Source organism: Kibdelosporangium phytohabitans (assembly GCF_001302585.1).
Taxonomy (GTDB): domain Bacteria; phylum Actinomycetota; class Actinomycetes; order Mycobacteriales; family Pseudonocardiaceae; genus Kibdelosporangium; species Kibdelosporangium phytohabitans.
The window spans coordinates 11,029,436-11,043,755 of sequence record NZ_CP012752.1; the positions used below are offsets into that span (position 1 = coordinate 11,029,436).

A 14,320-nucleotide genomic window follows, 5' to 3' on the forward strand; every position below is an offset into this window, starting at 1 on the left:
TATCGTGTGAGTCATGGCTTCTCCCGCCTCGCCCACACCGGATGCCCGGCCGGGACCAGCGCTGCTGTCAGCCAACACTCCGCAGGCGATCCGAGACGCCCTCGTCGGCGCCGAGCGCAGCGAGTTCGAACAGCGCTACGCCGAGGAAATGGCCGCAGCCGCCCACACCTTGAACCTGACCGGCGTGCTCACCGTGCTGGACACGTACCGGAAGATCGCCGACATCACCCAACGGCAAGGCCCACGCGCGCACCAGAACATGCTCGACCAAGTCGCCCGCCTGCAGCGGGGAGAAAACGTGCCCACCGTGTCCAGCCAAGAACACAAGGCACAGATCAACGCGAGGTTCGGTCACTAGTCACGTGTACTCGTACGAAATTCTTCCTGAGGCACGAGATCAGGTCGACGGGCTCGCAGCGGCAGCGCTCCCCTACTACGCGGAACTCATCGCGTTTCTCGAACTGACCCCGTGGGACGCACTCCCGTACCGGGACGACAACCCCGACGGGAACCTACGCAAAGCACTCTTCGGTCCCGCTGCTGACGGCATAGCCGTCTACCTGGTCTTGGAAGACCAGCGACGGGTGGTTGTCGTGAGTGTGACCTGGGTCGATTGACAGAGCACGCCTGGCCAGTGGCATCGTGCAGGCGAGCAAGCCGGTGCTGATCATCGCGTAGGAGCTCGAGGGCAACCTCGGCCTCACGGGCGACGAAGCAACCGGTGTGGCCATCGTGCGCGAAGCACTCGCCGCACCACTGCACTGGATCGCCAGCAACGCCGGCCTCGAAGGCGCGGTCGTGGTCCACCGCGTCCGCGAAGCCGACTGGGGCCACGGCCTCAACGCAGCCAAACTGACCTACGGCGACCTCGTCGCCGAAGGCATCATCGACCCGGTCAAGGTCACCCGCTCGGCAGTCACCAACGCGGCCTCCATCGCCCGCATGGTCCTGACCACCGAAAGCTCGGTCGTCGAGAAGAAAGAAGAAGAGCCACCCGCAGCCGGACACGACCAGCAGGAACCGTGTTCCGTCGCCCGGCGGAGGGTGCCGTTGCTGTCTAAGCGATCACGCCAGGTGTCACTGGTTCTCGCGCTTGGCTGTCATCCGCTCTGCGGTCGCGTGCGCCGCCTGTTCGTCGTGGTCATGCGGGTCGCTCACGGCTAGGCCGGGTGAGACCTCTGCTCCCGCGACAGGTCCGGCGGACTGCTGCAACGTGTGCGTGAGCTCGTGTGCGAGCGTCTGGTAGCCCTCGGTGGAGTCGGGGTTGTAGGCGCCGGTGTTGAAGAACACGTCGTTGCCTGTGGTGAAGGCGTGCGCGCCCAGTTGGTTCGACAGGTTCGCCGCGGTGGCGTCTGTGTGCAGACGGACGTCGCCCAGCGACTGCCCGAGGCCGCTCTCCATCTGGGTACGGAGCTGGGTGGGCAGGGGGCTGCCGCTGCCGAGCTGTCCTCTGATGCGGTCGGCTACGTCGTCGCCGGGTAGTCCGCGCGACTCTCCTTCGACGAGTCGCGCGACCATCTGATTCCCGCCTGCGAGGATGGCGTTCGCGGGATCGTCCGTGGTGGCTGTGGTCTCGGCGGGAGCGTGTGCGCGCTGTCGCACGCTGTCCGGTTCCTCGGCGCGGATGCGGTCGGGCTCCATGGGATCAGGCTAGGCGCCCGGGTGACCACTTCATACGGATGGCGACGACGAAGGCCCGCTTTGGCGCCCCTTCGGGCAAGGCGCGTCGTACCTTATTGGCATGCGCGGAGTGTGGACGACGGATCGGGTCAGGGCGGCCGAGCAGGATCTCTTCCGGACGGTTCCGGAGTCGACGCTGATGCGGCGCGCCGCGTTCGGGGTGGCTGTCTGCGCTGCCGAACTCCGGCCGAGGAAGGTCCTGCTCCTGGTCGGCGCGGGCAACAACGGCGGTGACGCGCTCTGGGCCGGTGCTTTCCTGCGTCGGCGGGGCATCGCGGTCGACGCGATCCTGCTGAAGCCCGAGCGGGCGCACGCCGAGGGCCTGGCCGCGTACCGGCGGGCGGGTGGCCGGATCGTGGACGAACCCGGTCCGGCTGACGTGGTGATCGACGGCATCGTGGGTATCTCGGGTAAGGGACCGTTGCGCCCGGACGCCGCTGAGCTCGTCGACCGGATCACCGCGCCTGTCATCGCTGTCGACCTGCCGAGTGGCGTCGACCCGGACACCGGCGCGGAGGACGGTCCGTGCGTGGACGCGGCGATCACTGTCACGTTCGGTGGCCGCAAGCCCGTGCACGCGCTCAGCTCCAGGTGCGGTGAGGTGCGGGTGCTCGACATCGGTCTCGGCGCGGCGCTCGGCGAACCTGACTTCGGCATCATCGAACGGCAGGACGTGGCCGACGCGTGGCCCGTCCCCGGCCCGGGCGACGACAAGTACACGCAGGGCGTCACGGGGATCGCCGCCGGTTCGGCCACCTACCCCGGCGCCGCTGTCCTGTCGGCGAGCGGTGCGGTGCTCACCACGTCCGGGATGGTCCGCTATGCCGGGTCCGCCGCCGAGATCGTGGGCCAGCGGTGGCCGGAAGTCGTTGCCACCGGGGCGATCGAGGACGCCGGGCGGGTCCAGGCCTGGGTGGTCGGCCCCGGCATCGGCACCGGCACCGCGGGCCGTGAGCTGATGGAGTACGTCCTCGGCATCGGTGTCCCGGTCTGCGTCGACGCGGACGGGATCACGCTGCTGTCCGAGCACCCGGCCTTGTGGGACCGGCGCGACCCGGACACGCCCCTTGTCCTCACGCCGCACGACCGCGAGTTCGCCAGGCTCGCGCCGCTGGGCAAAGACCGTGTGGCGTCTGCGAAATCGCTCGCGCGGCGGGTCAACGCGGTCGTGCTCCTCAAGGGGTACAACACGATCGTCGCCGCGCCGGATGGTCGTGTGCTGGTCAACCAGGCTCCGTCGGCGTGGCTGGCCACGGCGGGGTCGGGCGATGTGCTTTCCGGGATTCTCGGCGCGCTGCTCGCCGCGGGCATCGATCCGTGGCTGGCGGCGGGATGCGCCGCGTACGCCCACGCCCACGCGGGCACGTACGCCGCTTCTGGCGCGCCTGCCCCGGCTTCAGCGATCGCCGGCGCTCTGCCGGACACCATCCGCCGGCTGCGCGGCTGACTGGAAGGCGAGCCGGTACGCGGTCGGGCTGATCCCCACTACTCGCTTGAACCGTTCCCGGAAGGCGGTCGGCGAACCGAAACCCACGCGGGCGCCGATCAGTTCCACTGGCGCGGACGTGGCTTCGAGCAGGGCCTGCGCCTGCCTGATCCGCAGGTTGTGCAGCCACTGCAACGGGGACGTGCCCAGCTGCTCGCGGAACCGCCGGTTCAGCGTTCGCGCGCTCACCCTTGCGTGCCCGGCTATGTCCTCAAGGGACAGATCACGGCCCGCGTTGTCGATCATCCAGCGCAGCAACGGTTCCATCGTCGACCCCTGCGGCACTACCGGCTGCGGGTGCACGATGAACTGGGCCTGCCCGCCTTCCCGCTCCAACGGCATCACCGACAGGCGCGCCGCGTCCGCTGCCGCGGCCGAGCCGTAGTCCTTGCGGATCAAGTGCAGGCACAGGTCCAGTCCCGCCGCTGCACCGGCCGATGTCAGCACCTGCCCGTTGTCCACATAGAGCACATTGGGGTCGACGGTCACGGCGGGATAGCGGTCGGCCAGCACCTGCGCGGCCAGCCAGTGCGTGGTCGCGCGCTTGCCGTCGAGCAGGCCCGCCGCGGCGAGGATGAACGCACCCGTGCAGATCGACGCGATCCGGGCTCCCGCGTCCGCCGCCGAACGCAGTGCCGTGCAGACGTCGTCCGGGACCGGGGCGAACACGTCCGAGCAACCCGGCACGATGACCGTGTCCGCACCCGCGAGGCCGTCGAGGCCCCACGGCGGTTGCAGTTTGAACGCTCCGGCGTCGACGGTCGCCGTGCCGCACACCTTGACCTCGTACGTCCTCGACCTGGAGAAAACCTCGATCGGTGTCGCCAGGTCGAACGGGACCACTTTGTCGAACGCGAGGATCGCCGCAACAGGCATGCCCCCATTATGGCCGGAATCCGGAAGTGGCCCGTTTTCTCGCCACTGGACTGCTTCCAGCCTTCAGGGGGAGGCCGCCCGTCACCAACGGTGTCACAGTGGGTGGGTGAAATGGCGAGGATTGGCGCTCACCACGATTGGCCTGCTCGGATTGCTGGCAGGCCCGGCGAACGCGGCGCACGGCGTCGTCGTCCGCACCGATCGCGGCCCGGTCGAAGGCGCCGTGACGGGTGAAGTCCGTACCTTCCAGGGAATTCCGTTCGCCGCACCGCCGGTCGGCGCACTGCGCTGGCGGCCTCCGCGCCCGGCGGCGCCGTGGCGGGATCCGTTGGACGCGACGAAACCGAAGGCGATCTGCGCCCAGTTGCCCGGCCTGGGCCCCGGCGCGTCGGAGGCCGAGGATTGCCTGTATCTCAACGTCACCACGCCGAAACGGGTACACCGGCCGTTGCCGGTGATGGTGTGGTTCCATGGCGGCGCGTTCACCAGCGGCGCGGCGAGCCAGTACGACCCGGTCCGGTTGGTGACGCAGGGCGACGTGATCGTCGTGACGGTCGCGTACCGCCTCGGACCGCTCGGCTACCTGGCCACTCCCGGGCTGACCGCGGAAGCGGGCAACCAGTCGGGGAACTACGGCTTGCAGGACCAGATAGCCGGATTGCGCTGGGTGCAAAGCAATGCCGCCGCGTTCGGCGGGAATCCGGGAAATGTCACCATCTTCGGCGAGTCGGCTGGCGCGGCCAGTGCCTGCGACATGATCGTGTCGCCGCTGACCACCGGGTTGTTCCACCGCGCGATCGGGCAGAGTTTCAGCTGCGCGGGCGACACACTGACGTCGGAGGTGGCGCACGGGTCCGGCACCCAGTTCGCCGCCAAGCTCGGCTGTGCCGACACGGCGTGCCTGCGGGGCAAACCGGTCAAGGACTTGCTCGCCGCGTGGCCCGGCGGGGCACCGGTGGTCGGCGGGCGCGAGCTGCCATCGCAGCCGCCGGACGCGATCCGCCAGGACAAGTTCCAGCACGTGCCGTTGTTGTGGGGCAGCAACCTGGACGAGGCGCGACTGTTCGTCGGGTTGTTCTACGACGGGGTCGGCAAACCGGTCACGGCCGCGCAGTACGAGCAGATCACCCGCGACAGGTTCGGCCCCGTCGCCGACCAGGTGCTGGCCAAGTACCCGGTCGGCGACCACTCCTCGCCGAGCGTCGCACTGGCCACGTGGCAGACCGACACACCGTCGGAGTTCCTGTCCACCTGCGGCCATCTCAACAGCTACAAGTCGTTCACGGCCAGGCCTTTCGCGGTGCCGGTGTACGCGTACCAGTTCACCGACCGGACCGCACCGGCCATTGTGGACTGGCCAGGCTTCGACGAAGGCGCGGCGCACGCTTTCGAACTGAACTACACCTGGCGCCAGTTCTTCGGCAAACCCATGACGCCGAGCCAGGAATCCCTTTCGCGAACCATGGTCCGCTACTGGACGACGTTCGCGCACACCGGGAACCCGAACGCCAGGGGCCTGCCGGAATGGCGCAGATACTCCTCCGACAGCGATGTCCAGGAACTCGGGTTGGCGGCGGTCGCGCCGAAGAACCCGGCCATTGAGAGCAATTGCGCCTTCTGGGCGGGATTGCGTCCCTAAACCGAGGTGAGAACGAGCGTGGCGCCTGCCAGAACCAGGCAGGCGCCCGGATAACCGAGGTTGTGATACACCTTTTTCCATACGTGAATTCCGACCGCGCCCGCGAAGAACAGCACCAGCCCGACGGCTGCGGCGATCCCGATGAACTCGATCCCGGCAATTCCGAGTACGAGCCCGGCGGCACCGGCGAGTTTCAGCAGGCCGAGTGGGAGGACCCAGGACGCGGGCAGGTCGAGTTCGGCCGCGTTGGCCAGCACGAACTCCGCGCGGACGAAGTCGGCGAGCGCGGCGGCGGTGTTCACGGCGATCGTGATGGCCGCGACGATCACATAGACGGTCGACATGCCTCAACCGTGGTCCGGCGCCCGGCTTGCGTCCAATACCTGCGTCTATAACCTGACGGCATGGACGTGGACACCCGGCTGCTGCGCTACTTCGCCGTCGTGGCCGAGGAAGGCAACCTCACCAGGGCAGCACAGCGGCTGTTCGTCTCGCAGCCCGCGTTGACCAAGCAGATCAAGCAGCTGGAGAGCCTCATGGGCGTCCAGTTGTTCACGCGCTCCCGTGCCGGGATGGCGCTCACCGAGCCGGGATCGACGCTGGCAGGCCGAGTTCCCGTGCTGCTGGCCGACTGGGACCGCATGCTGCGGGACACCAAAGGCGCGGCGAGCCAGGCCGCGAAAGTGCTGCGCGTCGGGTTTCTCGCCAGTGCGGCCAACGAGGCCACGCCGGACATCATCGCCGCGTTCGCCGGACGCCGGCCTGGCTGGCGCGTCGACATGCGGCAGGCCACCTGGTCGAACCCCAGTGCGGGGTTGAGCGACGGCGACGTGGACGCCGCGATCACCCGGCTTCCGTTCCCCGGCCAGGAGAACTGGCACGTGCGGGTGCTGCTGACCGAGCCGAGGGTGATCGCTTTGCCGTCCGCCCATCGGCTCGCCGGGCGGGACCGGATCGACTTCCACGAACTGTGGGACGAGCCGTTCGTCGCGGCAGCGCCGGAAACGGGCTGGTGGCGGGACTACTGGCTGGCGGCGGACGAACGCGCGGGCTGCGAACCGCGGATCGGCGCGGTCACCGACACCCCGGACGACTGGTTGAGCGCGATCGCCAACGGTTACGGGATCGCCCTCGCGCCTGAATCCTCGGCGCGTTTCTACGCCCGGCCGGGCATCACATACCGGCCTGTCAGCGGGGTCGACCCGACTCAGGTGTGCGTCGCGTGGACCGATGACGGCAACGCGGTCGTCCGCGACTTCGTCCAGTGCTGTCTGGCGAGGTCAGGCGCGTTTGACACCGAGGGTCATCAGTCGTGACACGTATTGCGCGAGATCGGCGGGCGTCCACGGCTGCTGCTCCACGATGATCATCCGCCCGCAGCTCTCGCAGATCGACGCGAGCAACTCGGCCAGAACCGGCGCTTTCCGCTCGCTGTCCTCGACCTTGAAGGTGGCCAGGTACATCATCACCAGGTCGCGCAGCCTGCCGAGGACCGTCTCCCGCGCCGCCCGGACCCGTTGCGACACCGGGGAATCGGAATTGCGCGAGGACTCGAAGACCACTCGCCACGAGTCCGGTGCCCCGGTCGCCGCGGTCAGGAACGCCTCGAGTCCCGACTCGATCAGGGCCTGGAGGTTCTCGAAGTCCGGCATCTTCGGCAATGCCGCGAGCACCGCGTCGAAGAGGCGTTCCTCCTCCCTGCTGAGCAGCGCGAGCAATAACTCGTCGCGGTTGCGGAAACACTCGTACACCACGGGTTTGGTGACGCCTGCCGCGTCGGCGACCGCTTGCATCGACGTTCCGCGATAGCCGTGTTCCAGGTACACCCGCAGTGCCGAGTCGAGAATGAGGGGCCGCCGTTTTTCCGGGCCCAGATGCGCCGCCCGCCGGCGAACCGCCCTGTCTTGAGCCACTGAACGAACTTACAGTATCCCCCACCCGGGTGATAGTATTACCACGCCGGTTTGTTCACTCCGACAACGCCGCCGTGCACCGTTCCAGCAGTGCGCGCAGCGTGGCGAGTTCGTCCTCGGTGTATTCGCCCGCCAGCCCGCGCTCCACCGCGACCGCCCGTTCGTCGGCCTTGTCGAACGCCACCTGCCCTGCCTCGGTCAACCGCGTTTCCAACATGTTCCTGTGCCAGCGGTGCGGGGTGCGCACGATCATCCCGGCCGACTCCAGGTTCTGCAGGATCGTGGTCATCGTTTGCGGGGTCACCATGCACAGCCGTGCCAGCGCCGCCGCCGAGATCCCGGGGTTGTCGGCGAGGAACAAGAGGGCCGAGTACTGCGGGACGGTCAGCCCGCTGGGCTTCACCGCCGCTTGTTTGGCGGTGTTGAGGGCGTCGACAGCTCGCTTCAGGGTCGTCCCGAGGCGCTCTTCGGCCGGCATCCGCACATCAACATGCTACGTCCAGTAAGCACCTTGACCGTCATCAGAACTCTGATTACTGTCTGAGCTCTAACGTTGATGGGGGTTCGAATGAAGCGAACGGTTCTGATGGTGATCGCCTTCATGCTGGCGCTCACCGGGACTGCGACGGCGGTGCCCAAGTCGCTGCCGAAGGTGATCGACGGCTACGGCGAGACGCTGCACCCGGAAGGGGTGGCGTGGGATCCGACCAGGCAGGCGTTCCTGGTCAGCTCGATCGTGCGCGGCACGATCTCCGTGGTCGGCAAGGACTGGAAAGCCCAGACGCTGGTCAGCGACCCGGTGCTGACCCAGCCGCTCGGCGTGCACGTCGATGCGGTGCGCAACCGCGTGCTGGCCGCGTACAGCCAGGGCCTCGGCATCTTCGAGCTGTCGACCGGCCGCACGCTGCACCTGGTCAAGTTCGGCAAGGCCGCCAACGACCTGGCGATCGACTGGTTCGGCAACGCGTACGTCACCGACCCGCCAGGCGAGACGCTCTACAAAGTCGACGTCAACGGCAACGCGACGCCGTTCGTCACGGACAAGCGCCTGGCCGGTGTCGCACACGGCATGAACGGCGTGGTCTGGCACCCGGCCGGATTCCTGCTCGTCGTGCACTACGAGAACGGCAAGATCTACAAGGTCACGCGCAACCGTCTCGTGGAAGTCGCCCTGGACACACCCCTCGTCGGCGGCGACGGCCTCGCGTTGCAACCGGACGGTTCGCTTGTCGTCGTCACCAACAAGCTCGGCGTACCCGGACAGGACGCTGTCACCGTGCTGCGGCCGAGAGGGCTGTGGTCAGGCGCGGTGGTGAGTAAGCGCACAGCGTGGCCGATCACGGCACCGACCACCGCCGCAGTGACGCCGTATGGCACGTACGTGGTCAACGGCAGGCTGGACTGGCTGCTGAACGAAGGACGCCTGTCCACCCAGTTCATCATCAGCAAAGTTTGATCGTCCCCGCTTCGCTTGGGCGTGTCGCGCGGCGTGAACGACCTGCGCGGCCAAGCCGGATCTAGAAAAGTGCCGGTAACCAACATGTGCGAGCATGGGCGACGTTATGTCCGGTCAATACGCGCCGCGTGCGGAGACTGTCGTCGATCTCGACGCTCTGCGGCACAACGTCGCCCTGCTCGCCGAACGCGCCCAGGTGCCGGTGATGGCTGTCGTGAAAGCCGACGGCTACGGCCACGGCGCCGTGCCCATCGCGAAGGCAGCACTCGAGGCAGGCGCCACCTGGCTCGGGTCAGCCTCCGCGACCGAGGCCGTCGACCTGCGCAAAGCAGGGATCGAAGCGCCCATCCTGGCGTGGCTGTACGCGCCGGGCGAAGACCTGTCCGACGCCGTCGCGGCAGGCGTGGACCTCGGCGTCTCCAGCGTCGACGAGTTGCGCGCGGCCGACGGCGCCCGGCTCCACCTCAAGATCGACACCGGCCTCAACCGCAACGGTTGCTCCCCCGAGGACTGGCCCGAGCTGGTCAAAGCCGCCCGTGATCACGACGTCCACGCGATCTGGTCGCACCTCGCGTCGGCCGACGAGCCCGGCAACCCGTCCATCGACCGGCAGGCCGGACGCTTCGACGAGGCCTACGAGATCGCCGTGGCCGAGGGCCTCCAGCCGATCCGGCACCTCGCCAACTCGGCTGCCACGCTGACCCGGCCGGACCTCGCCTACGACATGGTCCGCGTCGGGATCGCCATGTACGGGCTCAATCCCGTGCCCCAGCACGAAGACCTCCGGCCCGTGATGACCTTCCGGTCCAGTGTGGTCAGCACGAAACGCACCCCGGCAGGCGAAGGCGTGTCCTACGGGCACACCTGGGTCGCCGACCGCGACACCACGCTCGCGCTCGTACCGGTCGGCTACGCCGACGGCGTGCCACGCGGGCTCTCCGGCCGGTTCGAGGTTTCCCTGGCCGGACAGCGGCGACCGGTCGTCGGACGGGTGTGCATGGACCAGATCGTCGTCGACTGCGGCGACGACCCCGTCTCCCCCGGCGACGAAGTGATCCTTTTCGGACCGGGCGCCCACGGCGAGCCGACGGCCCGCGAATGGGCCGACAAACTGGGCACGATCGACTACGAGATCGTGACGAACATGTACCGGCCGCGCGTGCGGCGTCGCTACGTGGGGGCATCGTCGTGAACGGCCGGGTCGCGGGCCTGGTCGGCGGGGCAGTCGGGGTCGTCGCGACAGGTGCGGCCATCGGAGCGGCTGTCGTTCGGTCGAAGCGCCGCGATATAGCGGACATGTACGCCGACGAGCCGCTGGGTCTGCTCCCGCCGAGCCGCACCAGCACGGTCGCGGCCGACGACGGCGTGCCCCTGTCGGTCGAGGAAGTCGACCCGGACGACGGCGGCACGCCCGACATCACCGTTGTGCTGGTGCACGGGTTCGCGCTGAACCGCAAATCGTGGCACTTCCAGCGCCGGATGTTCGCCGAGCAGACCGACCCGAGGGTCCGCCAGGTCCTCTACGACCAGCGCAGCCACGGCAAGTCCGGCCGGGCCAGCGAGGTGTCCAGCACGATCGACCAGCTGGGCCGCGACCTCGCCGCCGTGCTGCGCGCGATGGTGCCGAAGGGCCCGATCGTCCTCGTCGGGCACTCGATGGGCGCGATGACCGTGATCGCGCTGGCCGAGCAGGACCCCGACCTGTTCGCCGACCGGATCCGCGGTGTGGCGCTGATCGGCACGTCCGCGGGTGAGATCGGCGCGAGCGGCCTGCCGAGGCCGCTGCTGTCGCGCTACAACCCGCTGACCCGCAGCATGGGCACGCTCGCCGACTGGCAGCCGGGCCTCGTCGAACTGGTCAGGGCCGCGGGCGGGCAGCTGACCCGGCGCGCGGTCCGGTTGATCGCGTTCGGCAGCCGCAGCGTCAGCCCGAAGCTGGTCGACTTCATGATGACCATGCTCGACGTCACCCCGGTCCGGGTGCTCGCCGACTTCATCGAGACGTTGGGCAGCCACAACAGGTACAAGGCGTTGGCGGGCCTGCAGCACTGTTTCGTGCTCGTGCTCAGCGGGGACCGCGACCGGATGACGCCGTTCTCACACGCGGAACGGATCGCCGCGGAACTGCCGGACGCGAAGCTGGTGCGGGTGCGCGGCGCCGGGCACATGGTGATCCTCGAACAACCCGACCTGGTCAACGCGGGCCTGGTCGATCTGGTCAGGCAGTGCGCCAGTGGTCGTGGCGCGGGACGTAGATGGTGGCAGCGCAGGGCATGATCTCCCTTCCAACTCCCGAAGACACAGTCGAGTTCGGGCAGCGGCTCGGCAAGATCCTCGGCGCGGGTGACCTGGTGTTGCTCGCCGGTCCGCTCGGCGCGGGAAAAACCGTGCTGGTCCGGGGAATCGCCGTTGGTCTCGGCGTGCGTGGCCGGGTCAGTTCGCCGACGTTCGTGATCGAGCGCGTGCACAAGCCGGGCGAGCCCGGCGGCGTGCCGCTCGTGCACGTGGACGCGTACCGGTTGATCGGTCACGTGGAAGAGGTCGACGACCTCGACCTGGACTCCGACCTGACCGAGGCCGCGGTCGTGATCGAGTGGGGCGAGGGCCTCGCCGAGCAACTGGCGGACGACTACCTGGTGGTGCGCCTGGAAAGGCAGCCGGACGACACCCGGATCGCCCGGCTCGAACCGCACGGCGCCTGGACCAGCAGGGTCGGGCAGCTCACGTGACGAGCGTGGCGCCGCGCTTGATCGTCCGGATCACCGGCGCGGTCTCGATCTGCTGGATCGCCTTGAGCGAAGCGACTTTCGTGGTCAGGTACCGGTAGAACTCGCGGACGTCGCGGCACACGGCCGTCGCGCCGATGTTCGCCGCGCCGGTCATCGCCGCGACGAAGGCGATCTCCTGGTGGGACGCGAGGATCTCGCCGGTGCGCTGGATCTGCGACGGCGCGACGGACATCCACAGCTGCGTTTCGCTCTTGAAGCCGAGCGCGGCCGAGTTCAGGTCGACGTCCAGGTAGAACGCACCGCACTCGCGCAGGAAGTCCAGCCGCCGCCTGGCCCTGCTCTCCGACCAGCCCGTCGCCTTGGCCAGCTCGGCGATCCCGGCCCGGCCGTCCCGTTCGAGCACGGCGAGCATCCGCTGGTCGGCGTCGTCCAGATTGATCGTTTCGTCCGTTATGGACAGTGCTGGGCGGAGAGCCGCCACCTGGTCCGGCGTCAACGCGCTGACCAACGACGGGTAGACGGCTTCGTCCCCGAGGAACACGTTCAACACGCTCTGCGCGGTGACGTCGATGACCCGCGGTGTCCTCGGCAGTTGACGCAACAGCAGGTTGTCCGGCTCCTCCGCGCTGACGGCCTGCGCGACGCACGTGATCTCGGTGCCACCGGAGTTCATCTGCACCCAGTAGGTCCCCGGCCGGCGCGCCAACGACGTCGCGACCGACACGGCGACGCTCGGCTCGACGCGGATCCGCAAGTACCAGCGGACCTGACCGACCCGCCACGGCGCGGTCTGGCCGACCACCCGCGCGACGGACTCGGCACGCAACCTGCGATACCGCCTGGCGACCGTCTGGTCGGACAGCCCGAGCACCTCGCCGATCCGGTTGAACGGCGCGCGCCCGTCCACCTCGAGCGCGTGGATCAGCGCCCTGTCGATCTCGTCGACCTCCACAGCAGCACGGTAGCGCCCCAGCCGCCGCAGCGGCGTCGGTTTCCGCCAAGGAGGCGGGATGAATGTCGAAAACCGCCACAATGCGGCCGGTAATGGCGACGAGGGTACCGGCGCGCAGATCCTTTCGGGCGAACGCAAGTGTCCTGAGGAGATCGACATGGGGAAGTGGTCGCCGCTGCTCGCGGTGTGCCTCGGCGGGTTCATCCTGCTGGTCGACGTCACGATCGTGACCGTCGCCCTGCCGGACATGGCTGGTGACCTGAAGGCGTCGCTCACCGGCATGCAATGGGTGGTCGACGCCTACGCGCTGGCACTGGCGGCGATCGTGCTGGCCAGCGGTGCGCTGGCCGACCAGATCGGCCGCAAACGGACATATCTCGGCAGTCTGGTGGTGTTCGGAGCCGCGTCGCTCGCCTGCGGCGTCGCGCCGACCATCGAGGTCCTCGTGGTCGCACGCGCCGTGCAAGGCATCGGCGGGGCGGCGATGATGGCGACCACGATGGCCATCCTGAACGTCGTCTACCACGGCCGCGACCGGGGAATCGCGCTCGGCATCTGGGGCGTGGTGGCGGGAGTCGCCTCCGCGCTCGGGCCGGTGTTCGGAGGGGTGCTGACGGAGTTCGCCGGCTGGCGGTGGATCTTCCTGATCAACATCCCGGTCGTGGTACTGGCCACCTGGTTGACAGCGAAAGTCGTGACAGAGTCCACGAACCCCCACGCCAAAGGTGTGGACATCCCAGGCGTCATCACGTTCACCGCAGGCGTGGCAGCGGTGACGTACGGCCTGATGGAAGCAGGCCAGAACGACTGGGGCTCAGCGAAAGTACTCGGCTGGCTCGGCGCGGGCCTGGTGATCCTCGTCGCGTTCGTGGTGCTGCAGGCCCGAAGCGCGAAGGCGATGCTGGACCTGGAACTGTTCCGGCAGCCGTCGTTCCCGGTGATCCTGTTGGCCGCCATGGCGTTCTCGTTCGCGGCGTTCGGCTACCTGCCGTTCATGTCGGTGTGGTTGCAGGAACGGCTCGGCCTGCGAGTTCTGACAGCGGGCCTGGTGATGTTGCCGATGAGCCTGTCGTCCTTCGTGATCGCGGGAACACTCAGCAGGCGCCTGCACTCGGTACCGTTCCGATACACGATCGGCATCGGACTCGGGATCGTCAGCGTCGGAGCGTTCCTGATGACAACCGGAGCCAGCTGGACGGTGACCCTGCCGGGGATGATCGCGACCGGCGTGGGAGTCGCCGTGACAGCACAGGCACTGCCAGGCGCGATCATGGCAACGGTTCCGCACCACCGGGCAGGAATGGCCTCCGGTGCTCTGAACACGTGCCGGCAGCTCGGATTCGCACTGGGTGTCGCCGTCCTCGGCACAGTTCTGAGTCACGCGACGACGTTCGAGAACGGCCTCGAATCGTCCTACGTGGTCGCCGGGATCGTCGGAACGATCGCGGCCGTGCTCGCACTCGTGTTCATCAGCGCACGCAATGCCGTTGGTAACAAAAAGATCGAACAACCCGTGCAGGCAAAGACATAGGACCGTTGCCATCACGCTCACCTGCACACGAGGTTCGCGCTGCCATGCGGCGATCACA

Annotated in this window: 16 protein-coding genes and 1 pseudogene; 11 read left to right on the top strand and 6 right to left on the bottom strand. The window is 68.3% G+C overall.

From position 1 onward, the window contains the following. The first annotated feature begins 13 nt into the window (after positions 1 to 13). The 3 genes and pseudogenes from AOZ06_RS49320 to AOZ06_RS61060 all read left to right on the top strand — a co-directional run. On the top strand, positions 14 to 358 hold the full coding sequence (locus AOZ06_RS49320; protein ID WP_054295694.1) for a DUF6247 family protein: 345 nt from the start codon (positions 14 to 16) through the stop codon (positions 356 to 358). Between the two features lie 4 nt (positions 359 to 362). Then, positions 363 to 617 carry a hypothetical protein gene (locus AOZ06_RS49325; protein ID WP_054295695.1) on the top strand — a complete coding sequence of 85 codons (255 nt, stop codon included), beginning with the start codon at positions 363 to 365 and terminating at the stop codon, positions 615 to 617. 61 nt (positions 618 to 678) lie between these two features. After that, a pseudogene (locus AOZ06_RS61060) lies at positions 679 to 1,008 on the top strand (TCP-1/cpn60 chaperonin family protein); the annotation flags it as partial. Positions 1,009 to 1,077: 69 nt separating this feature from the next. Here AOZ06_RS61060 and AOZ06_RS49330 read toward each other — a convergent pair. Beyond that, positions 1,078 to 1,641, bottom strand: a complete 564-nt coding sequence (locus tag AOZ06_RS49330; protein WP_054295696.1) for an eCIS core domain-containing protein — start codon at positions 1,639 to 1,641, stop codon at positions 1,078 to 1,080. A 100-nt stretch (positions 1,642 to 1,741) separates the two neighbouring features. Between AOZ06_RS49330 and AOZ06_RS49335 the strand changes: the two genes are divergently transcribed. Then, positions 1,742 to 3,127 carry an NAD(P)H-hydrate dehydratase gene (locus AOZ06_RS49335; protein WP_054295697.1) on the top strand — a complete coding sequence of 462 codons (1,386 nt, stop codon included), beginning with the start codon at positions 1,742 to 1,744 and terminating at the stop codon, positions 3,125 to 3,127. On the opposite strand, the gene AOZ06_RS49340 is transcribed toward AOZ06_RS49335, so the two are convergent. After that, a complete protein-coding gene (locus tag AOZ06_RS49340; RefSeq protein ID WP_054295698.1) occupies positions 3,077 to 4,042 on the bottom strand; it encodes a GlxA family transcriptional regulator in 966 nt (321 codons plus the stop codon). The genes AOZ06_RS49335 and AOZ06_RS49340 overlap by 51 nt on opposite strands. Positions 4,043 to 4,148: 106 nt before the next feature. Between AOZ06_RS49340 and AOZ06_RS49345 the strand changes: the two genes are divergently transcribed. Then, positions 4,149 to 5,681: a carboxylesterase/lipase family protein gene (locus AOZ06_RS49345; RefSeq protein ID WP_169799089.1), complete on the top strand. Its 1,533-nt coding sequence runs from the start codon at positions 4,149 to 4,151 to the stop codon at positions 5,679 to 5,681. On the opposite strand, the gene AOZ06_RS49350 is transcribed toward AOZ06_RS49345, so the two are convergent. Beyond that, on the bottom strand, positions 5,678 to 6,025 hold the full coding sequence (locus tag AOZ06_RS49350) for a DoxX family protein (RefSeq protein ID WP_054295700.1): 348 nt from the start codon (positions 6,023 to 6,025) through the stop codon (positions 5,678 to 5,680). The genes AOZ06_RS49345 and AOZ06_RS49350 overlap by 4 nt on opposite strands. A 60-nt stretch (positions 6,026 to 6,085) precedes the next feature. On the opposite strand from AOZ06_RS49350, the gene AOZ06_RS49355 reads away from it, so the two are divergent. Beyond that, on the top strand, positions 6,086 to 6,997 hold the full coding sequence (locus AOZ06_RS49355; protein ID WP_054295701.1) for a LysR family transcriptional regulator: 912 nt from the start codon (positions 6,086 to 6,088) through the stop codon (positions 6,995 to 6,997). Here AOZ06_RS49355 and AOZ06_RS49360 read toward each other — a convergent pair. Both AOZ06_RS49360 and AOZ06_RS49365 read right to left on the bottom strand, forming a co-directional pair. After that, the gene (locus tag AOZ06_RS49360) at positions 6,962 to 7,594 is read right to left on the bottom strand and encodes a TetR/AcrR family transcriptional regulator (protein WP_083472448.1); all 633 of its coding nucleotides are present in this window, start codon (positions 7,592 to 7,594) and stop codon (positions 6,962 to 6,964) included. The genes AOZ06_RS49355 and AOZ06_RS49360 overlap by 36 nt on opposite strands. 55 nt (positions 7,595 to 7,649) lie before the next feature. After that, a complete protein-coding gene (locus AOZ06_RS49365; protein WP_054295703.1) occupies positions 7,650 to 8,072 on the bottom strand; it encodes a MarR family winged helix-turn-helix transcriptional regulator in 423 nt (140 codons plus the stop codon). A gap of 90 nt (positions 8,073 to 8,162) precedes the next feature. Between AOZ06_RS49365 and AOZ06_RS49370 the strand changes: the two genes are divergently transcribed. The 4 genes from AOZ06_RS49370 (at position 8,163) to tsaE (ending at position 11,779) form a co-directional block, all read left to right on the top strand. Continuing rightward, on the top strand, positions 8,163 to 9,050 hold the full coding sequence (locus AOZ06_RS49370; protein ID WP_054295704.1) for an SMP-30/gluconolactonase/LRE family protein: 888 nt from the start codon (positions 8,163 to 8,165) through the stop codon (positions 9,048 to 9,050). A gap of 106 nt (positions 9,051 to 9,156) precedes the next feature. Continuing rightward, complete coding sequence (alr, locus tag AOZ06_RS49375) at positions 9,157 to 10,242, top strand: alanine racemase (protein ID WP_054295705.1); 1,086 nt, start codon at positions 9,157 to 9,159, stop codon at positions 10,240 to 10,242. Beyond that, positions 10,233 to 11,327, top strand: a complete 1,095-nt coding sequence (locus tag AOZ06_RS49380) for an alpha/beta fold hydrolase (protein WP_054297485.1) — start codon at positions 10,233 to 10,235, stop codon at positions 11,325 to 11,327. Before alr ends, AOZ06_RS49380 begins: the two co-directional genes overlap by 10 nt. Next, complete coding sequence (tsaE, locus tag AOZ06_RS49385) at positions 11,324 to 11,779, top strand: tRNA (adenosine(37)-N6)-threonylcarbamoyltransferase complex ATPase subunit type 1 TsaE (RefSeq protein WP_225953133.1); 456 nt, start codon at positions 11,324 to 11,326, stop codon at positions 11,777 to 11,779. Before AOZ06_RS49380 ends, tsaE begins: the two co-directional genes overlap by 4 nt. Here the strand turns inward: tsaE and AOZ06_RS49390 are convergent. After that, the gene (locus AOZ06_RS49390; RefSeq protein ID WP_054295707.1) at positions 11,772 to 12,731 is read right to left on the bottom strand and encodes an Lrp/AsnC family transcriptional regulator; all 960 of its coding nucleotides are present in this window, start codon (positions 12,729 to 12,731) and stop codon (positions 11,772 to 11,774) included. The two genes, tsaE and AOZ06_RS49390, sit on opposite strands and share 8 nt — an antisense overlap. Positions 12,732 to 12,789: 58 nt before the next feature. Between AOZ06_RS49390 and AOZ06_RS49395 the strand changes: the two genes are divergently transcribed. Then, entirely contained in the window at positions 12,790 to 14,262 is a 1,473-nt protein-coding gene (locus tag AOZ06_RS49395; protein WP_054295708.1) for an MFS transporter, read from the top strand. The last annotated feature ends 58 nt before the right edge of the window (positions 14,263 to 14,320 follow it).